We start from the raw sequence: 23516 nt of genomic DNA, 5'->3' as shown, positions 1-23516 counted from the left end.
TCGAGGTGCTACATGAAAAACGTCGTCCGCTTTGCAAGTGCTTGCGCATTGGTCGTGGCCGGTCTGTCGACCGCCCAGGCCGAAGTCCTGAAAATCGCCACCGAAGGCGCCTACCCACCGTTCAACTACGTGGACTCCGACAACAAACTGCACGGCTTTGACGTGGATATCGCCAACGCCCTGTGCGAGCGCATGAAGGTCGAGTGCACCATCGTCGCCCAGGACTGGGAAGGCATCATCCCGGCGCTGATTGCCAAGAAATACGACGCGGTGGTTGCCTCGATGATTGCCACCGAGGAGCGTAAACAGAAAATCGCCTTCACCAACCACTACTACCGCACGCCGTTGTCGGTGGCCGTGGCCAAGGACTCGGACATCACCGACGCCCAGACCCAGTTCAAGGGCCGCACCGTGGGCGCCCAAGCGTCTTCGACCCAAGCCATCTACGCCGAAGACGTCTACGATAAGGCCGGCGCCGACGTGAAGCTGTACCCGACCCTGGACGAAGCCAACAGTGACCTGGCGGCTGGCCGTGTGGACGGGGTGATCGCCGACAAGTTCCCGCTGCTGGCCTGGGTCGAAACCGCCGGCAAGGACTGCTGCAAGATCCTCGGCGACGTCGCGGGCACCACCGCCGATGCTTCCATCGCCGTGCGCCAGGGTGACGATGCCCTGCGCGAACGCCTGAACAAGGCCCTGGACGAAATCGTCGCCGACGGCACCTACAAGAAAATCTCCAGCCGCTATTTCGCGTTCGATATCTACTGATCGAGACCACGATCACCTGTGGGAGCGGGCTTGCCCGCGATGAGGCCGCTAGCCCCCGGCGCTGAGTGCCAGGTACAGCGCAATCGCCGGCAGGCCCGCTCCCACATTTCCACACCCCGACTGCGTGCCTGAACAGGCACAAGGCCGGCGTGTGCTCCCAATACCGCGTATGCGAAGGAGTTCGACCATGTTCGAACAGTTTTCCTTGTTATCGTTTGCCAGCGGCGGCTGGGGCGCGGCGTTGCTTGCCGGGGCCCTGGTAACCATCGCCCTGGCACTCAGTTGCGTGCCCATCGGCTTGCCGCTGGGCCTGGGCGTGGCCCTGGCAGCGCGCTCCAAAAAGCGTTGGCCGCGGGCGATGGCGACGGTGTTTTCCACGGTATTCCGTGGCCTGCCGGAGCTGTTGACCCTGCTCATCATTTACTACGGCTGCCAGATCGCCGCGCAGAAGATCCTCGGCGCCATGGGCTACGAAGGCCAGGTGGAGATCAACACCTTCGTCGCCGCCATGATCGCCTTCAGCCTGGTGTTCGCCGCGTTTTCCAGCGAGATCTGGCTGGGCGCGTTCAAGACCATCCCCAAGGGCCAGTTCGAGGCCTGCGCGGCCTTGGGCCTGTCCAAGGCGACGACTTTTCGCAAGGTGATCCTGCCGCAACTGGCGCGCATCGCCCTGCCGGGGCTGTCGAACAACTGTCTGTCGCTGCTCAAGGACACCTCCCTGGTGTCGACCATTTCCCTGGTGGACCTGATGCGCCAAACCAACCTGGCGGTCAGCGTGACCAAGGAGCCGATGTTCTTCTACCTGGTGGCGTGTTTCGGCTACCTGTTTTTCTCGGCGTTGTCCGGGCGCCTGTTCCATTTCCTTGAGTCGTATTTCAGCCGCCATCAACGGAGTGCCCGGCCATGACCTTCGATGACGTGCGCAACCTGCTGCTCAACCCCGACCTGTTGGAACGCTACGGCCCGCGCTTTATCGACGGCCTGCTGGTGACCGGCAAACTGGTGGCGATTTCCTTCACCCTGGGGGCGATCCTGGGGCTGCTGCTGGCCTTGGGCAGGCTGTCGAAAAGCCGCGTGCTGCGTGGTTTCACCGGTGGCTACATCTACTTCTTCCGCGGCTCGCCGCTGCTGGCCCAACTGTTTTTGCTGTACTACGGCCTCGGTTCGTTCAAGGGCCTGTGGCAAGACCTGGGGCTGTGGTGGTTTTTCCGCGATGCGTGGTTCTGCACCCTGCTGGCGTTCACCCTGAACACGGCGGCGTACCAGGCGGAAATCCTGCGCGGCGCGATGCTGGCCGTGGCCCAGGGCCAACGCGAGGCATGCAAGGCCCTGAGCCTGTCGCGCTGGACCACCTTTCGCAAAATCATCCTGCCGCAGTCGTTGCTGGTGGCCATCGGGCCTTTGGGCAACGAGTTGATCCTGATGATTAAGGCCAGCGCCATTGCTTCGCTTGTGACCATTTACGACCTGATGGGGGTGACCAAACTGGCGTTCTCGCGCAGTTTCGACTTCCAGATCTACCTGTGGGCCGCCGTGCTCTACCTGATTATTGTCGAGGTGGTGCGCCGCAGCCTGAAACTGATCGAAGGCCGTCTGGGCCGTCATTTGAACTGAACCAAGCGGGGCCGCCACGCCGGCCCACGCACCAAGGATTCCCCCATGCACTGTCAAACCCTAGTTCTGGGCGCCGGCATCGTCGGCGTCAGCACCGCCCTGCACCTGCAAGCCCGCGGGCGCAACGTGGTGCTGCTGGACCGCCAGGCCCCCGGCAACGGCACCAGCCACGGCAACGCCGGGTTGATCGAACGCGCCAGCGTGATCCCCTACTCGTTCCCGCGGGACATCAGCAAACTGCTGCGTTACGGCCTCAACCAGCAATCGGACGTGCGCTACAGCCTCAAGCACCTGCCCAAAGCCGCCGGTTGGCTGCTGCAATACTGGCAACACTCTTCGCCCAAGGGCCTGGCGGCCGCCACCCGCGCCATGCTGCCGCTGGTGCAGCGCTGCGTGGTGGAACACGATGAACTGGCGACGCCCGCCGGCATGGGCGCGTTGATCCAGGGCGACGGCTGGGTCGAGGCGTTCAACGACGAAGCGGCGTTCGCCAAAGCCCGGCACGACGCCGAAGGCCTGGCCGAGTACCAACTCAACTACCGCGTGCTCGACCGCCAACAGATGCACGCTCTGGAACCGGGCCTGCACAGCGATATCGTCGGCGGCCTGCACTGGTTGGACCCCAAAACCGTCAGCGACCCCGGTGGCCTGACCCGTGGCTACGCCGAACTGTTCCAGCAACGCGGCGGCACCTTCGTACTGGGCGATGCCTTGAGCCTGTGCCAGCACAACGGCCAGTGGCAGGTGGACAGCGAGCAAGGCGTGATCTGCGCCGAAGAAGCGGTGATCGCCCTCGGCCCCCAGGCGCCGGCGCTGTTCGAGCCCCTGGGCTACAGGATCCCGCTGGCGATCAAGCGCGGCTACCACATGCACTACGCCGCCCTGCCCGGCACCCATTTGCATCACCCGGTCCTCGACCCGATTGGCGGCTACGTGCTGGCGCCGATGGTGGGCGGCATTCGCTTGACCACCGGCATCGAGTTCGCCGACAGCGACGATCCGCTCAATGAAATCCAGTTGCGCCGCTGCGAAGCCCTGGCGCGGCGTTTCTACCCCCTGGGCGAACGCCTCGACGCCGAACCCTGGCTGGGCCGGCGCCCCTGCCTGCCGGACATGTGCCCGGTGATCGGCCCGGCACCAGAGCACCCGGGGCTGTGGTTCAACTTCGGCCACGCCCACCACGGCTTGACCCTGGGCCCGGTGTGCGGGCGCCTGCTGGCGGAAATGATGACCGGCGCCACACCTTTTACCGACCCGACGCCTTACCGCGCCGACCGCTTCCAATGATCGCTGGAGACCTGAGCATGCCTAACCCCTCTGCCCTGCTGGAGACGCCAGCGATGCCCCACCCCGACACCCGCAAAGTGGTGGTCGATATCGCCGGGCTGAACAAGTTCTATTCGGCCTTCCATGTGCTGCACGACATTGACCTCAAGGTGCGCGAAGGCGAACGCATCGTCTTGTGCGGGCCTTCGGGCTCGGGCAAGTCGACCTTGATCCGCTGCATCAATCGCCTGGAAATCGCCGAAAAAGGCACCCTGCTGGTCAACGGCACTGACCTCTCGGACAACACCCGCCAAGCCGCCCAGGTGCGCAGCGAAGTGGGCATGGTGTTCCAGCACTTCAACCTGTTCCCCCACATGAGTGTGCTGGACAACTGCTCCCTGGCGCCGATGTCGGTGCGCGGCCTGTCGCGCAAGCAAGCCGAAGAGCGGGCGCGCATGTACCTGAACAAAGTGGGGATCGAAAGCCAGGCCGACAAATACCCCAGCCAACTCTCCGGCGGCCAGCAACAGCGCGTGGCCATCGCCCGGGCGCTGTGCATGGAGCCGAAAATCATGCTGTTCGACGAGCCGACGTCGGCCCTGGACCCGGAGATGGTCAGCGAAGTGCTGGATGTGATGGTGAAGCTGGCCGGCAGCGGTATGACCATGCTGTGCGTCACCCACGAGATGGGCTTTGCCCGGCAAGTGGCCGAGCGGGTGCTGTTTCTCGATGGCGGCAAAATCATCGAAGACGCCCCGCCCAACGACTTCTTCAACGCCCCGCAAAGCCCAAGGGCCAAAGCGTTTCTAGCGCAGATCGTGCACTGACCCGTGGGCGCGAGCCCTGCTCGCGATGGCGGCGTTCCCGCCGCGATAAATGCATCGCCTGGACCGGCCTCATCGCGGGCAAGGCCCGCTCCCACAGGAGCCAACATAGGTGATCGACACCAGAACCCGTGGGAGCGAGCCCTGCTCGCGATGGCGGTGTTCCCGCCGCGATAAATGCATCGCCTGGACCGGCCCCATCGCGGGCAAGCGGAGCGCCGCCCGGCCCGCTCCCACAGGGGCTCACTCCACACAGGCTTGCTAGTTCTTGAACGCCGAGTGCTTGCGGCCCTGGTCGCACAGGGCAAACACCACCACCAGCACCGAGGCGATGGCCAGGATGATGACCACGCCATCGGTGGAGTTTGTGGCCGAGGCCGCAACCAGGGACAAGGCGCCCAGCGGCGCGAGGCCGCCGGCCACTGCGGTGCCGATTTCCCGGCCAGTGCCAAAGCCCGACGAACGCGTCTCGGTAGGGAACTGACGGCTGAGGAACGACCCCTGCGGCGCGAACATCATCGGCGCGAGGATGCCTGTGCCGATGCCGATGGCCACGTAGATCATCAGCGGTTCCCCGGTATTGAGCAGCGCCAGGAACGGGTAGGCGAACACCAGCGAAAACACCCCGCCCAGCATCAGCACCATTTTGCTGCTCCACTTGTCGCACAACCAACCGAAGCAGGGCACCGCGACGATGGCGATCAGGCTGGCGATGGTCACCGACAACGAGGTGACGTGCACATCCACGCCTTTGAACTGGGTCAGGTAAGCCAGGGAGAAGGTCTTGAAGATGTAGCTCAGGGCGTTGTAGCCAATCGCTACGAAAAACACCACGGCCAGGCCCTTGAGGTCGCTCTTGAACAGCGCCTTGAGGGGCGAGACCTGGGGTTTGTGTGCTTCTTTGTTCTGCTCTTTATTGCGCTCGAACTCCGGGGTTTCCGGGATGCTGTTGCGCACCCACAGGCCCACGCCCACCAGGGCGATGCTGCAAATGAACGGGATGCGCCAGCCGCCATTGAGCAAAAACTCATTGCCGTTGATGGTCAGCAGGTACACCGTCAGCGACGACAGCAACAGCCCCAGGTTCAAGCCCAACGCCGGCCAGGCACCCTGGCTGCCGCGCTTGCCTTGGGCCGCGTGCTCGTAGGAGGTGACCGCCGCGCCGGACAACTCGGCGCCCGCGCCCAGGCCCTGGATGATGCGCACCGCCACCAGCACGATGGGCGCCCAGATGCCGATGGAGGCGTAGCTGGGGATCAGGCCGATCAGCGTGGTGCACACGCCCATCATGCAGAACGTCACCACCAACACCTGTTTGCGGCCGAAGCGGTCGCCCAGGTAGCCGAACAGAATGCCGCCGAACGGGCGGGCGATAAAACCGATGGCGAAGGTGGAAAACGCCAACAGGGAGGCGGTTTTCGGGTCGCTGTTATCGAAGAAGATCTTCGAGAACACGATGGCGGCCATGGTGGCGTACAGGTAGAAGTCGTACCACTCCAGCATGGAGCCGAAAATCTTCGCCGCAGCGACTTTACGCAGGCGTTTTTTGGTTTGTAGCGGGGTCTCTGCTGCCAGGGCAGCGGCGGTGATTGCCGTCATGGGTGTTTCCTTATGCGTCTTTATAGTTATGTGCACAGGGTGCGTAGGGGCTTGCGTCAGCGGTGGGCCGGCGCAAGGTCTGGGTTCGGGGTGTCAGTTGGCGTTGAACATGCGGTCGGCGATCATCGCGCCGATGGGAATCGCCGAAGTGGCCGCCGGTGATGGCGCGTTGCACACGTGCAACATGCGCGGGGTTTGGGCGAACAGGAAATCGTGCACCAGGGTGCCGTCGCGCATCACGGCCTGGGCGCGGATACCCGCCTCGAACGGCAGCAAATCGCCGATTTCCAGAGACGGGCAGTACTTGCGGCACTGCTCCAGGTAGCCAGACTTGAACAGCGAATTCTTCATTTCCACGCTGCCGGAACCCAGGTTCTGCCAAATGGTTTTCCAGAACCCCGGGAAACTCGCGTACTGCGCCACGTCGCGCCAGTTCACGGAAAACTTCTTGTAGTTCTCACGGCCAAAGCCCAGCACCGCATTGGGGCCCACGGTGACGCTGCCGTCGATCATGCGCGTCAGGTGCACGCCCAGAAACGGCAGCTCCGGGTCCGGAATCGGGTAGATCAAGTGGTTGACGATGGTGTTCTTCGCCGCCGGCAAGCGGAAGTATTCGCCCCGGAACGGGATGATCTGGTGGTCGATCTTGACCCCGGCCATGGTCGCCAGGCGATCGGACTGCAAGCCGCCACATACCACCAGTTTTTTTGCCAGGGCTTGGCCGTGGGCGGTGCGCACGGTGACGTGGTCACCGCCCTCGACGATGGCTTCGACGGTGCGTTGCAGCTGAATCTCGCCGCCCTTTTGCACGATCACCCGGGCCATGGTTTCGCACACCTGGCGGTAGTCGACGATGCCGGTGGCGTCGAGGAACAGGCCGCCCAAACCCACGATGTTCGGCTCGCGGCGTTGCAACTCCTGGGCGTCGAGGCGCTCGACCTTCATCCCGTTGAGCTGGGAGCGCTCGTACAGGGCCTGCATGCGCTGCATTTCCAGGGGCGTGGAGGCCACCAGCAGCTTGCCGCATACCTCGAACTTGATCCCATGCTCCAGGCAGAACGCCTTGGTCGCCGCCGCGCCGCGCTTGCACAGGTCAGCCTTGAGGCTGCCCGGCGCGTAGTAGATGCCGGCGTGGATCACCCCGCTGTTATGCCCGGTCTGGTGCCGGGCCAGGGTGCTTTCCTTTTCCAGCAGCAGCAACGAAGCGCCGGGTTGGCGGTCCAGCAGCTCCATCGCGGTGGCGAGGCCGACGATGCCGCCGCCGATGATGCAAAAGTCATAAATCATGGTGGTTACCTTGGATCGGTTACGTCTGGTTATCAGGTTGTCAGACTAATACATTCATGAAAAACCCGCGTACCAGGGCACACGGGGTTTATCAGGGGTTTGGGGTGGCTTAATCGGTGGCGGGCAGTTCCAGCTTCAAGCGCTTGGCCGAGGCCCGCAGGTGGGCGTCGGCACAGGCGCTGGCGGCTTGCCGGTCGCCATCGGCGATGGCTTGGAACAAGGCCTGGTGCTCACGGGCCGCGTCGGCCGAGCCGCCGACCTGGGGGCTGGCCGAGTTTTCCCATGCGGTACGCCGGGCGCTGGCCAACTGGCTGCGCAAAAAGTCGTGGAAGGCGACGAAGTAGTCGTTCTTGCTGGCCTCGGCGATGGCGCGGTGAAAGGCCACGTCCGCGGCGGCAGCGGCAACGAAGTCGGTGCGCTTGTCATGCATTTGCTGCAGGGCTTGCTGCATGCGTTGCAGGTCATCCTCGTCGCGGCGCTGGGCGGCAATGGCGGCAGCCTGGGTTTCGATCCACAGGCGCATCTCGAACATCTGCGCCAAATCCGGGCGCCGGCCCTGCGGCTCGGGAAAACGGAACACCGTGCCGGCAGGTGTCTTGGAAATGTACGAACCCAAGCCACGGCGGGCGATCAGCACACCATCGGCCTTGAGCTGGGCAATCGCCTCGCGCACCACCGAGCGGCTGACATTGAGCTGCTCAGCCAATTGCTGTTCGGTGGGCAGGCGGGCTTCGGGGCCCAATTGGCCGGAGTCGATTTCGGCACGGATCGCGCTGACCACACGCATGACCAGCGAATCGGGGCGTTGGAGTTCGAGCATGGTTCTATTCTTATAAGTCAGGTTGTCGGACAATGCCGTTCGCTCGCAGGGATGTCAAGGCTGGGATGAATGTGGAAGCCCCCCACAAAAGCCACAGCCACACAGCCACCCTTCCCTTCAAGCCCCCGCCCGATAGCGCCCCGGCGTCTGCCCGGTCCACTTACGAAACGCCCGGTGGAACGCACTGGGCTCCTGGAACCCGGTCTGCTCGGCGATTTCACTCACGCTCAATGTGCCTTGGCGCAGCAGCTCGAACGCCAGGCTGCGGCGCACTTCGTCCTTGATCTGCTGGAACGAGCCATGTTCGCGGGCCAAGGTGCGGCGAAAGGTGCTGGGGCTCATTTGTTGTTCGGCGGCCAGGGCCGGCAGGGTCGGCCACTGCCCATAGGCGGTACCGCGCAGGCGCTGTTGCACCCGCGCCACCAGGCTTTGCTGGTTGCGAAAGCGGACCACCAGCCACTGTGGGGCGCTGCGCAGGAACACCTTGAGCGAGGCCAAATCCTGCACCACCGGCAGTGCCAGGTAATGGCTGGAGAATTCGATCTCGGTGCAGGGGGCGCCAAAACTCAGGTGGGTGCCCCACAGCAAGGGGTCGTCGCGCAGGGATACGCGCTGATGGGCGAACGCGGCGCGGTCGATGCTGATGCGCCGCCCGCCCAGCCAGCACAGCAGGCTAATCATCAGCACCAGAAAGGTTTCGTCGCCATAGCCCCGGGCCGCGGGGTCGGCGCTGTCGCTGTGTACCCGCAGTACCGCGCGCGGGCCGCGCACGCTGAGCTGGCCGCGAAAGTCGTGCAGAAACAGGCCGAAGTTGCCCAGGCACTGACCCAGGGCCTTGCCCAGGTTGGGTTCCTGGATCAGCGCGCGGCAGATCAGGGCAAAGGCACCGGGTGGCATGCCGTGGCGGTCAAGGCGGAAAAACTCGTCCTGCAATTCGTCGATCTGGATCAGCCACAGCGCCGCAAAAGCACTGGCCGGCACCCGTGCCTGCGGCTGGCCCAACAGCGCCGGATCGATTCCCGCTTGCGCCAGTACGGCGCGCAGGCGCTGGGGCTGCGCGCCCAAGGCGTGGAGCATGATCTGGGCAAAATACAGGGCGACTGAGTCTTTTTCGTCCATGGCGGCGGCGCTCCCCCGGCGAGCGGAAAAAGTGGCAAAAAGCGTCATCCCGGGTGACTGCTTATGGCATAGGCCTGAAGCGCGTACGCACCTAGACTGGCGCCATCACCCGGCATGGCAAGCGGCCATGGTACGCCAAGGGGCGCGCCCCTTCTGAACAAAAAAGAGACTTTCTGATGAACCTACACCGCATCGGCGTGATTGGCGCCGGCACCATGGGCAACGGCATTGCGCAAGTCTGCGCGGCGGCCGGTTTCGACGTGACCCTGCTGGACATCGCTGAACCGGCGCTGCAACGGGCCCTGGCCACCATCGACAAGAACCTCGACCGGCAAGTGGCCAAGCAGGTACTCAGCGCCGAACAAAAGGACGCCGCCCTGGCGCGCATCCGCCTGAGCACCGACTACACCAGCCTGGAACGCGCCGACCTGGTGATCGAAGCCGCCACGGAAAACCTCGACCTCAAGCTGCGCTTGCTGCAACAGATCGCCGCCCAGGTCAGCACCGAGTGCGTGATCGCCTCCAACACCTCGTCACTGTCGATCACCCAGTTGGCCGCCAGCGTCAGCGTGCCCGAGCGTTTTATCGGCCTGCACTTTTTCAACCCGGTGCCGATGATGGGCCTGATCGAGGTGATCCGTGGCCTTCAAACCAGCGATGCCACCCACGCCTTGGCGCTGGAGCTGTCCACGCGCCTGGGCAAGACCGCCATCACCGCCGGCAACCGCCCAGGCTTTGTGGTCAACCGCATTCTGGTGCCGATGATTAACGAAGCCATCCTGGTGCTACAGGAAGGCCTGGCCAGCGCCGAAGACATCGACGCCGGGATGCGCCTGGGCTGCAACCAGCCCATCGGCCCGCTGGCCCTGGCGGACCTGATTGGCCTGGACACCCTGCTGGCGATCCTCGCGGCGTTCTATGAAGGCTTCAACGACAGCAAGTACCGCCCTGCGCCACTGCTCAAGGAAATGGTCGCCGCCGGCTACCTGGGGCGCAAAAGCGGGCGTGGTTTCCATGCCTATGGCTGAGCGCTGCGCGCGCTTTGCCCAAAGCCGGGAAAAAGCCCTGGAGCTGTTCGCCAGCAAGGGGTTCGGCCAGGTCGGCATGCGGGAATTGGCGAGCCACTTGGGCCTGGCACCTGGCTCGCTGTACCACCATTACCCGAGCAAACAGCATTTGCTGCTGGACTTGATCGAGGAGTTCTACGACGAACGCCTGGCCGCCCTGCGGCGCATCGCCAAGCGGCCGGGGGCGATGGCGGCGCGGGTGCCGCGCATCGTCCAGGCCCACGTGCAACTGCACCGCGAGCTGCCGCTGCACTTTCGCCTGGTGGAGCGCGACAGCCCTTGCCTGAATGAGGAGCAGCAACAACAAGTGGCCCGCTTGCGTGACGCCTACGAAGGCCAGTTGCTCAGCCTGCTCGGCCAGCAGACCCGTTTGGACGACCCGGCGGTGCGGGCCGCGGGCCATGCCCTCGCGGCGCTACTCAACAGCGCCCCGGCATGGTTGACGGAGCATGTGCCGCATCAGGATGGCTTGATCGAACACTGGGTGGCGGCCGCCATCGAGCGCCTGCTGCCCTGCCCCAGGCCGCAGGCGCTGGCGGGTTAGTCGTCCAGGGGTTTGGGTGGCGCGGCGGGCTTGGCCGGTTTGGTGTGCTTGCCGGGCGTAGCCGGCACGGCTTCGGCGGGCGGCGCCACGGTGGCGGTGAGTTGTTTTTCGCTGGCGGGGAGTTGGTCGACAGCGGTGAAGATGTCCTTGAGTTCGATGGCGCCTTCGTCTTCGAGTTTTTTCTCGCCGTCCTTGCCCAGTAAAACCACCTTGATCTTCGAGCCTGCGCCGAGCTTCAAGGTACGGATCAAGGCCATGGTGCTTTGCGGGTCCAGCGCCTTGTCGTCCCGTTTGCCGGTCATGCCCACCAGGGTGTAGAGCACCAGGTTGCGTTCCTTCGCGGCGCTTTGGTTGGCCGGCTCCTTGAGCGCCTGCTCCAACCGGATCAGGGTCGGGTCCAGGCTATCGCGAGCGATGACGACCAGTGGCCGGGACTTGCCGCGATCCATCGCCAAGGGATTGTCGTCACCAGCCGCCAGGGCTGGAGCCGCAACGGCCACCCACGTGGCCAGCATCAGGGAACGGATCAACATGGCTACCTCCATTTCATTTTTTTCAAGCGTAGTCCAGAGAAGCAGCTTCAAGCTTACCGCTAGGCCGTTTGCCGCTTGCCCTGCCACTCCTGTAAGGCAAATTCGACAAAACAGCGCAGCTTGGGCAAACGGTAGCGGTCTTGGGCGTACACCAGGTGCATCGCGCGGCTGGGCAAGCGGTAGTCCGGCAACAGGCGCACCAGGCGACCGCTGTGCAGGTCATGGCCCACCTGGGCATCGGGCAGCATCACCACGCCCATGCCCGCCAACGCGGCGTGGTACAGGCCCGCGGTGCTGTTCATCACCATGGGACCGTCCACCGGCACCAAAATATCCCCGTCGGGGCCGTGCAGGCGCCATTGTTTTTCCACCGAGGCCCAGTCATCCCCCGCCGGGTAGCTGAAGGCCAGGCAATCGTGGGCCTGTAGATCCGCGGGCGTGCGCGGCGTGCCCCGGCGCGCCAGGTAAGCCGGCGCGGCGCACAGGCTCAGGGTGTAATCGCGCAAGGGCCGGGCGATCAGGCTGCTGGGTTCCAGGTTGCCCAGGCGCAGGGCCACGTCGAAGGCACTGTCGATCAGGTCCATGCGCCGGTTGCTCAGGGTCACGTCCACCTTCACCTGCGGGTAGCACGCCACGAAGCGGCTCAAGGCCGGGGCCAGGCAGGTAGCGCCGAAGGTTTCCGGGGCGGTGACGCGCAAGGTGCCCTGGGGCGCGGCCTGGGTTTGCTCGGCCAGGCGCTCAGAGTCGGCCACCAAGCCCAGCACTTCCAGGCAGCGCTGGTAATAGCCGTGGCCGAATTCGGTCAAGCGCTGGCGCCGGGTGGTGCGGCTGAGCAGGCTCACCCCCAGGCGCTGCTCCAGGGCGCGCAAGTGGTTGCCCACCATGGTGGTGGACAGCCCGCACTCCTGAGCGGCCGCGGTCATGCTGCCGGTCTCGACCACTTTGACGAACACCGTCATTGCCTGGAACAGATCCATTATCAACCCTGACTTTAAAATGTTTGAACTCGGCCCATGTTTATCCAGCCAATGTGGCTAACCATACTGCAAGCACCCCGCTCAATCACCCTCGGAGAGTGCCGACATGAGCCACGCTTGCCTGATGAACACTTACCAGCCCCTGCCCATCAGCTTCACCCATGGCCTGGGCACGCGCCTGTGGGACCAACACGGGCGCGAGTACCTCGACGCCATGGCCGGCGTCGCCGTGACCGGCATCGGCCACGCCCACCCCCGACTGGTGGCGGCGCTGCGCGAACAGGTCGGCCTGCTGTTGCACACCTCCAACCTCTACGCCATCGACTGGCAGCAACGCCTGGCGCAAAAACTCACCCGCCTCGCTGGCCTGGACCGGGTGTTTTTCAACAACTCCGGCGCCGAGGCCAACGAAACCGCGCTGAAACTGGCGCGCCTGCACGGTAAGCAAAAAGGCATTGCTGCGCCCCTGGTGGTGGTGATGGAAAACGCCTTCCATGGCCGTACCCTCGGCACACTCTGCGCCAGCGACAGCCCGGCGTTGAGCCCAGGTTTTGCCCACTTGCCGGGGGATTTTCTCAAGTTGCCCTTTGGCGACCTGGCGGCGCTGGCCCAGGCCACGCAGCAGTTTGGCCAGCGGATCGTCGCCGTGCTGCTGGAGCCGATCCAGGGCGAAAGCGGCATTCAACCGGCGCCGCCCGGTTACCTCAAGGCCGTGCGTGAACACTGCACCCGCCACGGCTGGCTGATGATGCTCGACGAGATCCAGAGCGGCATGGGCCGTACCGGGCAGTGGTTTGCCTACCAGCACGAAGGCATCGTTCCCGATGTCGTGACCCTGGCCAAGGGCTTGGCCAATGGCATTCCCATTGGCGCGTGCCTGGCCAGCGAAGCGGCGGCCAGCCTGTTCACCCCCGGCAGCCACGGCAGCACCTTCGGCGGCAACCCGTTGGCGTGCCGCGCCGCGTGCACGGTGCTGGAGGTGATCGAGGACGAAGGCCTGCTGGCCAACGCCCAACTTCAAGGCGGGCGCTTGCTGGCGCGGCTGCGGGTGGAGCTGGGCGCGCACCCGCAGGTGGTCGCGGTGCGTGGCCAAGGCTTGATGATCGGCATCGAACTGGCCCGGCCCTGCCGCGAGCTGATGCTCATCGCCGCCCGCGACCACGGGGTGCTGATAAACGTCACCCGCGGCACCACCATCCGCCTGCTGCCGCCCCTGACCCTGGATGAGCGCGAGGTGGAGATGATCGTGCGCGGCGTGAGCCGGGCGCTAGAGGCCCTGCCTGTGCTGGCTTGATTACGGCTGTGGGAGCGGGCTTTCAAGCCTCTAACGGCACCGCAAACACCCCATTGGCCCGGGCCACCGTCCGCTCGCCGACTTCCAGCACCACGGTGGCGAAGGCCATTTGCCGGCCGCGCTTGGAGTGCTCCAGGCGCACGCTCAGCCATTCGCCGATTTTCACCGAGCCCAGGTAATCCAGGTTCATGCTCGCGGTTATCAGGGGCAGCGGTGGGTCGCTGGAAAACGCCATGGCGTAGCCCATGCCCACGTCCGCCAGGGTCGCCAGCACCCCACCGTGCAAGGTGCCGCGGCCATTGGCGTGGCGCGGCTCGATGAGCAGGCCGACTTCCAGTTGCAGCCCAAGGCCCCGGCAGTACACCGGGCCGATCAGGTCGAGCAAGGGGCTGCTGCGGGGCAACGCGACAAAACCTTCGGGGATGGTACTCACGGGCAGGCACTCCACTGGCGACAAAGCCTCACCATGCCCCCCCCGAGGCCCGCCCGACAGCCTTATCCAGGGCGCAAATCCCCGCTCATTTGCGCGGCTGTGGCACGATGGCAGCCCTTCGCGCCCCAAGAAGGACCTTGCGCCATGATCGAAACCCGCCTGCTGCGCCAATTCATCGCCGTCGCCCAAGAGCTGCATTTCAGCAAGGCCGCCGCTCGCCTGCACATGGCCCAGCCGCCCTTAAGCCAGGCCATCAGCCGCCTAGAAGACAAACTCGGAGTGGCGCTGTTCATCCGCAGCAAACCCGGCGTGCAACTGACGCCGGCCGGCCGGGCCTTTCTGGACACGGCCTATACCACCCTGCGCGGCCTGGAGCTGGGCATCGACCACGCCCGGCAAGTGGCCCGCGGCGTGGCCGGCACCCTCACTGTCAGCGCCCTGTCCCTGGCGTGCTACGACACCTTGCTCGACAGCCTGCAAGGCTTTCGCGAGGCGTTGCCCCAGGTGCGGCTGGTGCTGCGGGAAATGCCCTCGGCAGAGCAGGCCCGGGCCCTGCTGGCCGGCGAGGTGGACATCGGGTTTCTGCGCCAGGTGCGCTTTGACAGTGAGCAGATGGAGTGCGTCGAGGTGCTGCGCGAACCCCTGCTGCTGGCCCTGCCCGCCACGCATCCCAAGGCTGGCGTCACGCCCATCGAACTGCGCGACTGTGCCGACGAGGATTTTGTATTCACCCCCCAGCCTCTGGGCAGCGGTTTTCACCAACAGCTGATCGGCCTGTGCGAAGCCGCCGGGTTTTACCCACGGGTGGTGCAGGAAGCAGCGCAGATGCACACCCTGATCGCCCTGGTCGGCCGGGGTTTCGGCGTGGCCCTGGTGCCCGCCTCCATCGCCAGCGCCGTGGCCCGCAGCGATGTGGTGCTGCGCCCGCTGGCCCAGGTCGGCGCCCAGCCCAACCCGGGCATCAGCCTGTTCATGTGCTGGGCCCGCAGCAACCCTTCGCCTTTGCTTGAGCCCCTGCGGGCCTTGGTGCTGGCGCCACGCTGAAAAGTATCAAGACGCCACTTATTTAATATTTCCCGCAGCGGGCGCGGGTGGCCACTCTGTAGGCCGAACTTATGGGCGCGAAACCTGTGGGGCTCTGCCCGCGATGGGGCCGGTACAGCCACTCAATCTCCAGCGCCAGGGCCGCCGCTATCGCGGGCAAGCCCGCTCCCACAGGTTCGGTGTGCACAGTCAATTCCTTTGTCTTGCGGAAGCCCCCTATGCCTGCAGTGATCTACCTCTTTTCCCTCTGCACCTTCGCCTTCGGCCTGTCCGAGTTTGTATTGGCCGGGTTGGTGTCGGTGATGGCCGATGACCTGCACGCCCCGGTGGCCGAGGTCGGCTCAGCGATTGCCGCCTACGCCTTGGGCGCGGCCATTGGCGCACCGATCCTCACGGCGCTGGCCCATGCCTGGAGCGACAAGGCCCTGCTGCTGACCACCCTCGGCGTGCTGGCCCTGGGCAGCCTAGCGATTGGCGTCGCCCCGGACCTGCTCACCCTGCATGGCATCCGCTTTGTCATTGGCCTGGCCCACGGCGTGTTCATGGCCGTGGCCTCCAACGTGGCGGTCAAGTGCGTACCGGCGGATCAGTCCGGGCGGGCCTTGGCGCTGGTGTGGTTGGGCCTGACCCTGTCGGTGGCCCTCGGCGTGCCGCTGGGCACCTACCTGGGCGGGGTCTGGTCATGGCGGCTGGTGTTTGTCGCCATCGGCGCTTTGGGCTTGCTCAGCAGCCTGGGCCTGGTGTGGCTGATGCCCCGCGCGCCGGCCACGCCTGCGGGTGCCGGGGCGCTGGCCGGCCTACGCGCTGCGCTGCACCGGCAACTGCTGATGGCGGCGGCCCTGGCGATGCTGGTGAGTGTGGCGACGTTCGCCTTCTTTACCTTTGTCTCGCCGTACCTGCTGCACATCACCGCCGTCAGCCACGCCACCCTGAGCCTGGCGATGCTGCTGTTTGGCGGCTGTTCGATTCTGGGCAATATGCTCGGTGGCCAGTGGGCCGACCGCTACTCGGTGACCCATTGCCTGTACCTGGCGCTGGGCGCCTTGGCCCTGGACATGGTGGGGCTGTACCTGTGGCGTGAGCAGCCCTGGGTGATGTTGCTGCTGGTGGGGCTGCTGGGGGTGTTGTTCTTCGCCATCGTCACCCTTTCCACCCTGCGTTTGCTGCGCCTGGCCAACCACTACATCCCGCGCTACAGCGCCGTGGCGGCGGGCCTGAACATCGCTTCGTTCAACCTGGGCACCGCCATTGGCGGTGCGGCCAGCGGCGTGCTGATCCACCTCGCGGGGCTGGCCTGGGTGCCGCTGCTCGGTGCGCTGGCAGCGTTGGCGGCCATGGCCCTGCTATGGGTGCAGGGCCGTTGGCTGGCGCCTCAGGAACATCCCGCCGTTGGCTGACTGACCCAGGCCCGCGCCGTGCGGGCGATGCGCGTGGCCAGTTGCTCGACCAGTTGCTGGTGGGCTAACACCAACGCCTCGATGCCCACCCCGGCGCTCTGGCGCAGGGTGCTGCTGCACGTCAGGGTGCGCCGCGGCTGGCCATCGCCGCGCAGGCTCAGGCTCCACACCACATCCACCAGGGCGTACTGCCCCGGCAACGAGTCGAAGCGGCGCACGTCGGTGCGCAGGGCCAGGCGTTCGCGCCCCGGGGCAATGGCCAGGCCCGCGAGGTCGCGGGTGCCGAGCTTGTTTTCCATCTGCAAGGCCAGGGCATCGTGCAGTTCATCGGCCAGGGGCGCGCTCCAGCGCTCGGTTTCAAGGATCGCCAAGGCCCCGCCGCCCTGGCGCACCACCACTTGCGGCTGGTCTACCTGCACGGGGATGCGCACGCTTTGCATCTCGAATTCAAAGCCCGGCGCCGGGGCCGCGACCGTGCCTTCATGGGCGGCGGGGATCAAGGTGTAGTAATGGGTCGGCGCCGAACTGCACGCACTCAGGGCCAGGGCGGCGGCCAGGGTCAAGGAACGGGTCATCATTGCGGGTCGCTCTGGCGGGAAGTCGAAGACGGCGCTTGATAAGCGTCGGGTTGGTTGTCCTTGAGGCGGCCCCGGATCAACGCCTCGGGGTGGCGGCCGAGGAAGTCGGTAAGCACCCGCACCGAACGGGCGGTGCGTTGCACTTCATCCATGGCCTGGCCCAGTTGCTGGCGTTGCGGCGAGTCCTCGGCAAAGCTGTCGTTGGCCGTGGCCACGGTCTTGCGCGTTTGCTCCAGGGTGTCACGCAGTTGCGGCAACACCTGGCCGTTGACCTGTTTGAGGGTCTTTTGCATCTCGCCCAGGCTGCCGTTGAGGTTGCTGGCGATCTGCTCGATCGGCAGCTTGCTGATCTTGTCCACCACCGCTTGCAGTTGCTCCTGGAGCTTGTCGAGGCTGCCGGGCACCGTGGGGATCTCCACCGGCCGCGCGGCCAGGTCGAATTGCACCGGTTTGGCCTTGGGGTCGAAATCCAGGGCGATGTACAGCTGCCCGGTAATCAGGTTGCCGGTGCGGGCCTGGGCGCGCAGGCCGCGGGCCACCAGTTCGGCCATCAATTGCGAGGCCCGCGTCTCGTCGTCGGCGCCGCCGCGTTCAAGCATCTTGGCGTGGGCCTTACCCAGGCGCGTGGGGTAGATCACCGCCCCGATGATAGTGGGGAAGGTTTTTTTCACTTCGTCGTAATCCAGGTCCACCGAGACCACGCGGCCCAGGTTGACCCCGTGGAACTCCACCGGGGCATTGACCACCAGCCCGCGCAACGGCTGGTCGAAGCGCATGCGGATGTAGCGCGGCTGGCCATCGGCCGGGGCCATGGCGCTTTGCTGGTCGTCGAACAGGGAAAACGCGGTATTTTCCGCCGCCACCTCCGGGTTGGGGCTGTACTTGGGCTCCACGAAGGCAATGCCGCCGGCGAGGATCGAGGACACCGACTCAGTGTTCACCTTCAAGCCATCGGCGGCCAGGCTGACGTCGATGCCGCTAGCGTTCCAGAACCGCGTGTCGCGGGTGACGAAGCGGTCGTTGGGGGCGTGGACGAAAATCTCCACGTCCACACCCTTACCGTCCTCAGACAACCGGTAGGCCACCACTTGCCCCACGGGGATACGCCGGTAATACACGCTGGAGCCAATGTCCAGCGAGCCCAGGTTGTCGGTGCGCAGGGTGAAGCGCTTGCCTTTCTCGCCGTAAGTGATGGCGGGCGGGGTTTCCAGGCCGACGAAGTCCTTGCGGGCCTTGCTCGATTCCCCGGCATCGGCGCCGATAAAGGCCCCGGACAGCAGCGTATCCACCCCGGAGATGCCATTGGCGCCGATGCGCGGGCGCACCACCCAAAAACGCGCATCGCGCGAGGCGAAGGACTTGGCCGAGGCGTCCAGCTCGATGCTCGCCTGCACATGGCTGCGGTCATCGGCCAGGGCGATGGCGGTGACTTTGCCGATCACCACGTTCTTGTACTTGACCTGGGTCTTGTTCGCCTCCAGGCCCTCGGCCGTGAGAAAACTCACGGTGATCTGCGGCCCGGCGTTGCGCGCGTTGTGCACCACCATCGACAGGCCCACCAGGGCCGCGACAATGGGCACCAGCCACACCAGCGAAACGTTGAAACGCCGGCGCTTGACCGCCGGGCTGCCCGGCGCGGGCGGTGTATGGGTATCAGGCATCTTCAACCTCTGCGTCCCAGATCAATCGGGGATCGAAACTCATGGCGGCCAGCATCGTCAGCACCACCACCAGACCAAAAAACAAAATGCCGATCCTGGGCTCGATGGTGCTCAGGGACCGGAACTGCACCAACGCGGCAATCAACGCCACCACCAGCACGTCGAGCATCGACCAGTAGCCGATCACCTCGATCAGCCGATACAGCCGCGCCCGCTCGGCCATGGCCCAGCGGCTGCGGCGCTGGCAGGTCACCAGCAACAGGCCGAGCACGACGAACTTCATGCATGGCACCACCACGCTGGCGATAAAGATCAACGCGGCCAGGTCCCAGGCGCCTTCGTGCCAGAACTCCAGCACACCGCTGAAAATGGTGTTTTCACTGCCGCTGCCAAAAATATCGGTGAACATCACCGGCATCAGGTTGGCCGGGATGTAGCAGATCAGGCTGGCCAGCAACAGCGCCCAGGTACGGTTGAGGCTGTCGGGTTTGCGCCGGTGGACGATAGCGTCGCAACGCGGGCAGCGCAGTTGGCCGCTCAGGCAAGCCTGGCCGCAGGTGTGGCATAGCAACAGGCCCAGTTGCGAGGCGTAGGGCGGCAGGTTCACGGGATCACGCCCTCCAGGTCTTTCCACAAGCGCCGGATGCCTTTGCCGGAGATCAGGATAATCAGCACCGTGAGCATCGCCAGCGCCCACAGGCCCAGGCCGGGGTGCACGTCGAGCATGCCGGCCAACTTGACGATCGCCACGAGGATGCCCAGCAGGCACACCTCCAGCATGCTCCACGGCCGCAGGTGCTCCAGGGCGCGCATGCACGCCTTGAACCCCGGCGCGGCGCGGCCCACCAGCGCGTAGCTGAGCAGCCAGCACAGCAAGGCGATTTGCAGCATGGGCGCGAGGATGATGGTCAGCCCAGCCACGGCGGCGATGGGGCTGATATCGCCCTGGGCCAGGGCCTGCACCGATTGCCACAGGGTCGCCTGGTTGCTCAGGCCCTTGAGGCTGATGGTGATAACCGGGAACGCATTGGCGAGCACGAACAGCAGCGCCGCACCGATAGACAGCGCCAGCAGTTGCTGGATGCTCATCTGCCCGCCCCGCTCCAGGATTGCCGCGCACCGCACGCAACGGGCGATTTCGCCCTGGCCCAGGGGCACCGGGCTGTAGACCGAGTCACAGTGCTCGCAAATGATCCACTGGGGGTTGGACGTCATGGAGGGCAAAGGCCTGTGGTGAGGATGGCGAGGGTTTGGGCGGCGACAGAGTCAATCATAGACACAAACTCGGTGGGAGCGGGCGCTGCCCGCGATGGCGATCTTGGGGCCGCCATCGCGGGCAGCGCCCGCTCCCACAGGGGGGTTGGCGGTGTAAGAGGTATCACGCCAACAGGTCCAGCGCCACGCGGCCCTCCTGCCCAACCGTGGGAAAGACACAACGGTAGTTCCATTTCTGCATCAGCGCCGGCACGTTCCAGCACAGGGTCTGGGGTTGGCGGAAGTTGAACACCAGGGTCTTGGGCCGCTGGGGGTCGGCCTTGAGGATGCGGGCGATCAGTTGCGGGTCCGGGTGGCCGTGGCGCGAGCCGTCGGTGGAGAAAGCAAAGCAGGTGCAGTCGATGATGCCCAGCAGCCCTGGCGAGGTGTTGCCCTGGCTGCCGTGGTGGGCGACTTTCAGGCACGCCAACCGGTAGCGCTGGGTTTCACTGGCGCCGAGGCGGCGCAGGGACGCCTCGACGATATCGGAGTAAGCATCCGCGGCCATCAGCACCCGCGCGCCGTTGTATTGGGCGATGAAGGCGATGCTGGAACCATTGGGCTTTGTCTGATCGGGTTTGAAGTCCATCGCCGCCAAGGCTTCCACGTCCAACCCGCCCAGGTGTACATGGCCGTCAGCGGGCGGTGGCGGCGGCGCCACCAGATCTTCCAGGCGCAGGCCGGCGCGGATGAGTTCCTTGAGCCACACCGGCAACAGGTTGGCCAGGCTCTGGTCCGTGGGCGAGAGCAAGGTCAGTTGCAGGCCACCGGCAAACGTCAGCGGCGCCGCGCCTTCGGGGCTGTCCACCGAAACCAGGCGGCTGGCAAAGCGGCTGTTGAGCGGCCAACCACTGGCGGCCAGGCCCTCGCTGACCTTTTCCGCCTGTTTGGAACCCAGCGGCACCCGTTGCTCCGGCGCCAGGCGTGCATTGGCCGCCAGCAATTGGGCGCGGGCGTTGAACCACACCTCGCGGGCCTTGAACGGCAGGTCCGAGGCCTTGAACAGGCTCACGGCGCCTTCGATGTGGTCGGCGTCGATGTGGCTCAACGCGAACAGCTCGACCTCCCCCAGGCCTTGCAGCAATGGCTTGAGGGGCTTGTAGTCGCCGCCACGGCCCAGATCCACCAGGGCATGGCGCAGGGCCGGGGCCTTGCCCCAGGTGAGGATCAAGGCATCGCCTTCGGACGCCGGGTGCAAGGTCAGGGTGAAAGTGGCCATGGGCTCAGGCTCCAGCGTTGCGCAAACGGATTACGGTAAAGGTGCGGGCGGGGTCGACGCGGATCGACAGTTCCCGGGCGATGCGGCGTTTTTCCAGGAGTTCGGCGCTGTTGCCGGGCACGCTTTCCAGGCCCTGGGCCAGCCAGTCCAGCGACAGCGAGTAATAGGGCACGCCACGGCGGTAGCCTTCGAGGAACCAGGCGCCGGCTTCGTCGATCTGTGCCTGGCTGCGGGCACGGCTCATCAGGCGCCGGCCGAGGATGATCGGCCCGTCGGGCAACCCGGGGAACCACTGGCACAGGTTGCGCAGCCAGGGGTCCCAGTGCTCTTCCACCTTCGGGCTGGCAGCCCCCACCGCCACCAGCGCCCCGGCGGTGGCGGCCACATTGTTGAGGACTTTGTTGCGGATGGCGCCCAGGACGTCCTCGGCCAGGCCTTCGTCGAGGAGTTTTTCGCCCTCGACAAAGTTGCGGGCGGCCACACAGCCCAGCAGCTTGCTCCAGCGCCGGTCGTCGATATGCACCCGGGTCATCGCTTCGTAACGGGCCGCGCCCAGGTCGATGCGCACCTCGGCACACCAGCGGCTGTCGCCCAAGGGGCCAATGTGCTGGCGGGCGGGCACGGCGGCGTATTCCTCATAGCCGTCGGCGTGGCGGACCTTAATGAACACCGGCGTGCCCGGGGCCACGCTGCTGTCGAAGTCCCCCAGTTGGTTCTCGCCCAAGGCGACCGTGTTCGAGCGCTCGCGACCAATGTCGAAGGCTGGCGTGGCATGGCCATTGGCGGGGCGAGCCTCGTCAAGGCCCATGGACAGCGCGCCCACCACCCGCACGGTGGCGCTCAACGACGGCGGTGGCTTGCCCGCGCCGGCCCGGGGCCGAATGACCGTGCCGAATTTCAGCGCCTGGAACAGGTCATCGCGCGTTGGCGTCCATTTTTGTAGGCCCAGCATGGGCGGCCGTTGCTTGTCTTCCCGTGGCGGTGAGACCTGCAAAAACAGCACCGGCGCCCGAACCCTGGCGGTGTTGCTGCCCAGGGACTCGCCATCGTGCTCGGCACTGACACGAACATCGGCTTGGTCCTTATAACGCGCCAGGTAGAACGGCCCGGCCCCGCCCTGGTGGGCAATGGTGCCCTGGGCCACGCCATCGACCGTCACGGTGAGGGTGCTGTCGGGCCACAGGCTGGGGTCGTACAGGCTGATGTACACCGGCACATCGCTGCTTTCCCCGGGCAAAGTGATATCGAAACTGCCGCTGATCCGCCCCGCCGGCAGTTGCACGCTCTCGTCGGGGCGCCGGTACAGGTCGAGGATGCGGGTCACCCGGTCCACCAGGGTGCCGGGGCGCACCGGCCAACCTTCGGCGCTGACGTCGCTGGCCACGCCGTTGAGGGCATCGAGCAGGGCCAGGTTGAACAGCGTCGGCCCCGCCGCCAGCCCCGTGGCGACCTGGCCCAGGGTGGTGGAGCAAATGCCCCATTGGTTGCGCGGCTGGCCGTGGTCCTTGGAGTCGCGCGGCAAGACCACCAACGGCGTGCCGAACATTTCCTCAGCCGCCAGTTTCACGTCCGTGGCGTTGCGGCAGCAGTCGATCAGCAGCAACTGACGGGTGGCCCAGGCGTTCTCCAGGGTGCCGAACAATTGCTCGACATTGACCAGGCCGAAGGTGGCGTTTTGCGGCGCACTGCCGAAATCCTCCAACAGGAACGCGGTGCGCCCGTTCAGGCTCTGGCCATGGCTGGCCACATAGAGGATCGCCAGGTTGTCCGGGTGGCCGTGCAGGCGCTTGAGCCATTTAACCAGGGCTGCTTTGACTCTGGCACTGGTGGCCCGTGGCACCTCACCACCGCCGTAGGTGGCCAGGGGTGCTTGGGAGGGTTGGGTGGTTTCCGAGAGCAACAGCGCCACGCTGCCCAGAGGCTGCCCAGCGTTGCTGAAACGCGCCTTGCCCGGGGCCAGGAACCAGTCGGCCAGGTTACGCGCCGACAGGGTGGCGGTGGTCAGGTTGAGCGGAAAATCGGCCGAGCGCAATGCCGCCACGCCCACCACCAGCACATGGGTGGCCGGGGCCTTCGCCAGTGCCGGGTCGTGATAGACCAGGCCTTCGCCGAGACGACGCGGGTCGTCGCCCGCCAGGAAGCAACTTGCGTGTGGCATGTACCCCATCCCTGAGACTGATGCAGGAAAAAAGTGGCGAAACGCCTTGGACGGGCAAAC

Annotated in this window: 23 protein-coding genes; 10 read left to right on the top strand and 13 right to left on the bottom strand. The window is 65.5% G+C overall.

Annotated features, from left to right (window positions below):
* Nucleotides 1-12 precede the first annotated feature (12 nt).
* The 5 genes from AC19YR_RS19465 (at nucleotide 13) to AC19YR_RS19445 (ending at nucleotide 4475) form a co-directional block, all read left to right on the top strand.
* Nucleotides 13-768: a transporter substrate-binding domain-containing protein gene (locus AC19YR_RS19465; protein ID WP_095109721.1), complete on the top strand. Its 756-nt coding sequence runs from the start codon at nucleotides 13-15 to the stop codon at nucleotides 766-768.
* A gap of 187 nt (nucleotides 769-955) precedes the next feature.
* Entirely contained in the window at nucleotides 956-1675 is a 720-nt protein-coding gene (locus tag AC19YR_RS19460; RefSeq protein ID WP_500599763.1) for an ABC transporter permease, read from the top strand.
* Complete coding sequence (locus AC19YR_RS19455) at nucleotides 1672-2382, top strand: ABC transporter permease (RefSeq protein WP_095109723.1); 711 nt, start codon at nucleotides 1672-1674, stop codon at nucleotides 2380-2382. The genes AC19YR_RS19460 and AC19YR_RS19455 overlap by 4 nt, the downstream gene beginning before the upstream one ends.
* A 45-nt stretch (nucleotides 2383-2427) precedes the next feature.
* Entirely contained in the window at nucleotides 2428-3669 is a 1242-nt protein-coding gene (locus AC19YR_RS19450; protein ID WP_095109724.1) for an NAD(P)/FAD-dependent oxidoreductase, read from the top strand.
* Nucleotides 3670-3722: 53 nt separating this feature from the next.
* Nucleotides 3723-4475, top strand: coding sequence for an amino acid ABC transporter ATP-binding protein (locus AC19YR_RS19445; RefSeq protein ID WP_095109725.1), 753 nt, complete (start codon nucleotides 3723-3725; stop codon nucleotides 4473-4475).
* Between the two features lie 258 nt (nucleotides 4476-4733).
* On the opposite strand, the gene AC19YR_RS19440 is transcribed toward AC19YR_RS19445, so the two are convergent.
* The 4 genes from AC19YR_RS19440 to AC19YR_RS19425 all read right to left on the bottom strand — a co-directional run bounded on the left by AC19YR_RS19440 (nucleotide 4734) and on the right by AC19YR_RS19425 (nucleotide 9297).
* Nucleotides 4734-6071 carry an MFS transporter gene (locus AC19YR_RS19440; protein WP_500599761.1) on the bottom strand — a complete coding sequence of 446 codons (1338 nt, stop codon included), beginning with the start codon at nucleotides 6069-6071 and terminating at the stop codon, nucleotides 4734-4736.
* Between the two features lie 93 nt (nucleotides 6072-6164).
* The gene (gene lhgD, locus AC19YR_RS19435) at nucleotides 6165-7358 is read right to left on the bottom strand and encodes an L-2-hydroxyglutarate dehydrogenase (protein ID WP_500599759.1); all 1194 of its coding nucleotides are present in this window, start codon (nucleotides 7356-7358) and stop codon (nucleotides 6165-6167) included.
* A 109-nt stretch (nucleotides 7359-7467) separates the two neighbouring features.
* Nucleotides 7468-8178, bottom strand: a complete 711-nt coding sequence (locus tag AC19YR_RS19430) for a FadR/GntR family transcriptional regulator (protein WP_095109728.1) — start codon at nucleotides 8176-8178, stop codon at nucleotides 7468-7470.
* A 117-nt stretch (nucleotides 8179-8295) separates the two neighbouring features.
* Nucleotides 8296-9297 carry an AraC family transcriptional regulator gene (locus AC19YR_RS19425; RefSeq protein ID WP_095109729.1) on the bottom strand — a complete coding sequence of 334 codons (1002 nt, stop codon included), beginning with the start codon at nucleotides 9295-9297 and terminating at the stop codon, nucleotides 8296-8298.
* 176 nt (nucleotides 9298-9473) lie between these two features.
* Between AC19YR_RS19425 and AC19YR_RS19420 the strand changes: the two genes are divergently transcribed.
* Entirely contained in the window at nucleotides 9474-10325 is an 852-nt protein-coding gene (locus AC19YR_RS19420; RefSeq protein WP_500599757.1) for a 3-hydroxybutyryl-CoA dehydrogenase, read from the top strand.
* Nucleotides 10312-10908: a TetR/AcrR family transcriptional regulator gene (locus AC19YR_RS19415; RefSeq protein ID WP_176465128.1), complete on the top strand. Its 597-nt coding sequence runs from the start codon at nucleotides 10312-10314 to the stop codon at nucleotides 10906-10908. Before AC19YR_RS19420 ends, AC19YR_RS19415 begins: the two co-directional genes overlap by 14 nt.
* On the opposite strand, the gene AC19YR_RS19410 is transcribed toward AC19YR_RS19415, so the two are convergent.
* Nucleotides 10905-11441, bottom strand: coding sequence for a DUF4174 domain-containing protein (locus AC19YR_RS19410; RefSeq protein WP_095109732.1), 537 nt, complete (start codon nucleotides 11439-11441; stop codon nucleotides 10905-10907). The two genes, AC19YR_RS19415 and AC19YR_RS19410, sit on opposite strands and share 4 nt — an antisense overlap.
* Before the next feature lie 59 nt (nucleotides 11442-11500).
* The gene (locus AC19YR_RS19405) at nucleotides 11501-12418 is read right to left on the bottom strand and encodes a LysR family transcriptional regulator (protein WP_095109733.1); all 918 of its coding nucleotides are present in this window, start codon (nucleotides 12416-12418) and stop codon (nucleotides 11501-11503) included.
* A 106-nt stretch (nucleotides 12419-12524) separates the two neighbouring features.
* Between AC19YR_RS19405 and AC19YR_RS19400 the strand changes: the two genes are divergently transcribed.
* Entirely contained in the window at nucleotides 12525-13712 is a 1188-nt protein-coding gene (locus AC19YR_RS19400; protein WP_500599755.1) for an aspartate aminotransferase family protein, read from the top strand.
* Nucleotides 13713-13734: 22 nt separating this feature from the next.
* Here the strand turns inward: AC19YR_RS19400 and AC19YR_RS19395 are convergent, their stop codons facing one another.
* On the bottom strand, nucleotides 13735-14145 hold the full coding sequence (locus tag AC19YR_RS19395) for a PaaI family thioesterase (protein ID WP_500599753.1): 411 nt from the start codon (nucleotides 14143-14145) through the stop codon (nucleotides 13735-13737).
* Between the two features lie 144 nt (nucleotides 14146-14289).
* On the opposite strand from AC19YR_RS19395, the gene AC19YR_RS19390 reads away from it, so the two are divergent.
* Both AC19YR_RS19390 and AC19YR_RS19385 read left to right on the top strand, forming a co-directional pair.
* The gene (locus AC19YR_RS19390; RefSeq protein WP_500599752.1) at nucleotides 14290-15189 is read left to right on the top strand and encodes a LysR family transcriptional regulator; all 900 of its coding nucleotides are present in this window, start codon (nucleotides 14290-14292) and stop codon (nucleotides 15187-15189) included.
* A gap of 218 nt (nucleotides 15190-15407) precedes the next feature.
* Nucleotides 15408-16586, top strand: a complete 1179-nt coding sequence (locus AC19YR_RS19385) for an MFS transporter (protein ID WP_500599750.1) — start codon at nucleotides 15408-15410, stop codon at nucleotides 16584-16586.
* Here AC19YR_RS19385 and AC19YR_RS19380 read toward each other — a convergent pair.
* The 6 genes from AC19YR_RS19380 to AC19YR_RS19355 all read right to left on the bottom strand — a co-directional run bounded on the left by AC19YR_RS19380 (nucleotide 16562) and on the right by AC19YR_RS19355 (nucleotide 23456).
* Complete coding sequence (locus AC19YR_RS19380) at nucleotides 16562-17164, bottom strand: PqiC family protein (protein ID WP_500599748.1); 603 nt, start codon at nucleotides 17162-17164, stop codon at nucleotides 16562-16564. The genes AC19YR_RS19385 and AC19YR_RS19380 overlap by 25 nt on opposite strands.
* Entirely contained in the window at nucleotides 17161-18825 is a 1665-nt protein-coding gene (locus AC19YR_RS19375) for a PqiB family protein (protein WP_500599746.1), read from the bottom strand. Before AC19YR_RS19375 ends, AC19YR_RS19380 begins: the two co-directional genes overlap by 4 nt.
* On the bottom strand, nucleotides 18818-19432 hold the full coding sequence (locus tag AC19YR_RS19370; protein ID WP_095109739.1) for a paraquat-inducible protein A: 615 nt from the start codon (nucleotides 19430-19432) through the stop codon (nucleotides 18818-18820). Before AC19YR_RS19370 ends, AC19YR_RS19375 begins: the two co-directional genes overlap by 8 nt.
* Nucleotides 19429-20040 (bottom strand): paraquat-inducible protein A, encoded by a 612-nt coding sequence (locus AC19YR_RS19365; RefSeq protein ID WP_095109740.1) that lies wholly within the window; start codon nucleotides 20038-20040, stop codon nucleotides 19429-19431. The genes AC19YR_RS19370 and AC19YR_RS19365 overlap by 4 nt, the downstream gene beginning before the upstream one ends.
* Before the next feature lie 163 nt (nucleotides 20041-20203).
* On the bottom strand, nucleotides 20204-21298 hold the full coding sequence (locus AC19YR_RS19360) for a ComEC/Rec2 family competence protein (protein WP_500599744.1): 1095 nt from the start codon (nucleotides 21296-21298) through the stop codon (nucleotides 20204-20206).
* 4 nt (nucleotides 21299-21302) lie between these two features.
* Entirely contained in the window at nucleotides 21303-23456 is a 2154-nt protein-coding gene (locus AC19YR_RS19355; RefSeq protein ID WP_500599742.1) for a caspase family protein, read from the bottom strand.
* Between the last annotated feature and the right edge of the window lie 60 nt (nucleotides 23457-23516).

This window comes from Pseudomonas sp. MF08817 (assembly GCF_059862705.1).
The sequence above is the reverse complement of the archived record's forward strand: the minus strand, read 5'-3'. Positions and strand labels throughout refer to the sequence as shown.

Bases quoted from the DNA above. Each gene is read 5' to 3' on its own strand.
- AC19YR_RS19465 (WP_095109721.1), top strand. From the start codon at position 13: ATGAAAAACGTCGTCCGCTTTGCAAGTGCTTGCGCATTGGTCGTGGCC.
- AC19YR_RS19460 (WP_500599763.1), top strand. From the start codon at position 956: ATGTTCGAACAGTTTTCCTTGTTATCGTTTGCCAGCGGCGGCTGGGGC.
- AC19YR_RS19455 (WP_095109723.1), top strand. From the start codon at position 1,672: ATGACCTTCGATGACGTGCGCAACCTGCTGCTCAACCCCGACCTGTTG.
- AC19YR_RS19450 (WP_095109724.1), top strand. From the start codon at position 2,428: ATGCACTGTCAAACCCTAGTTCTGGGCGCCGGCATCGTCGGCGTCAGC.
- AC19YR_RS19445 (WP_095109725.1), top strand. From the start codon at position 3,723: ATGCCCCACCCCGACACCCGCAAAGTGGTGGTCGATATCGCCGGGCTG.
- AC19YR_RS19440 (WP_500599761.1), bottom strand. From the start codon at position 6,071: ATGACGGCAATCACCGCCGCTGCCCTGGCAGCAGAGACCCCGCTACAA.
- lhgD (WP_500599759.1), bottom strand. From the start codon at position 7,358: ATGATTTATGACTTTTGCATCATCGGCGGCGGCATCGTCGGCCTCGCC.
- AC19YR_RS19430 (WP_095109728.1), bottom strand. From the start codon at position 8,178: ATGCTCGAACTCCAACGCCCCGATTCGCTGGTCATGCGTGTGGTCAGC.
- AC19YR_RS19425 (WP_095109729.1), bottom strand. From the start codon at position 9,297: ATGGACGAAAAAGACTCAGTCGCCCTGTATTTTGCCCAGATCATGCTC.
- AC19YR_RS19420 (WP_500599757.1), top strand. From the start codon at position 9,474: ATGAACCTACACCGCATCGGCGTGATTGGCGCCGGCACCATGGGCAAC.
- AC19YR_RS19415 (WP_176465128.1), top strand. From the start codon at position 10,312: ATGCCTATGGCTGAGCGCTGCGCGCGCTTTGCCCAAAGCCGGGAAAAA.
- AC19YR_RS19410 (WP_095109732.1), bottom strand. From the start codon at position 11,441: ATGTTGATCCGTTCCCTGATGCTGGCCACGTGGGTGGCCGTTGCGGCT.
- AC19YR_RS19405 (WP_095109733.1), bottom strand. From the start codon at position 12,418: ATGGATCTGTTCCAGGCAATGACGGTGTTCGTCAAAGTGGTCGAGACC.
- AC19YR_RS19400 (WP_500599755.1), top strand. From the start codon at position 12,525: ATGAGCCACGCTTGCCTGATGAACACTTACCAGCCCCTGCCCATCAGC.
- AC19YR_RS19390 (WP_500599752.1), top strand. From the start codon at position 14,290: ATGATCGAAACCCGCCTGCTGCGCCAATTCATCGCCGTCGCCCAAGAG.
- AC19YR_RS19385 (WP_500599750.1), top strand. From the start codon at position 15,408: ATGCCTGCAGTGATCTACCTCTTTTCCCTCTGCACCTTCGCCTTCGGC.
- AC19YR_RS19380 (WP_500599748.1), bottom strand. From the start codon at position 17,164: ATGATGACCCGTTCCTTGACCCTGGCCGCCGCCCTGGCCCTGAGTGCG.
- AC19YR_RS19375 (WP_500599746.1), bottom strand. From the start codon at position 18,825: ATGCCTGATACCCATACACCGCCCGCGCCGGGCAGCCCGGCGGTCAAG.
- AC19YR_RS19365 (WP_095109740.1), bottom strand. From the start codon at position 20,040: ATGACGTCCAACCCCCAGTGGATCATTTGCGAGCACTGTGACTCGGTC.
- AC19YR_RS19360 (WP_500599744.1), bottom strand. From the start codon at position 21,298: ATGGCCACTTTCACCCTGACCTTGCACCCGGCGTCCGAAGGCGATGCC.
- AC19YR_RS19355 (WP_500599742.1), bottom strand. From the start codon at position 23,456: ATGCCACACGCAAGTTGCTTCCTGGCGGGCGACGACCCGCGTCGTCTC.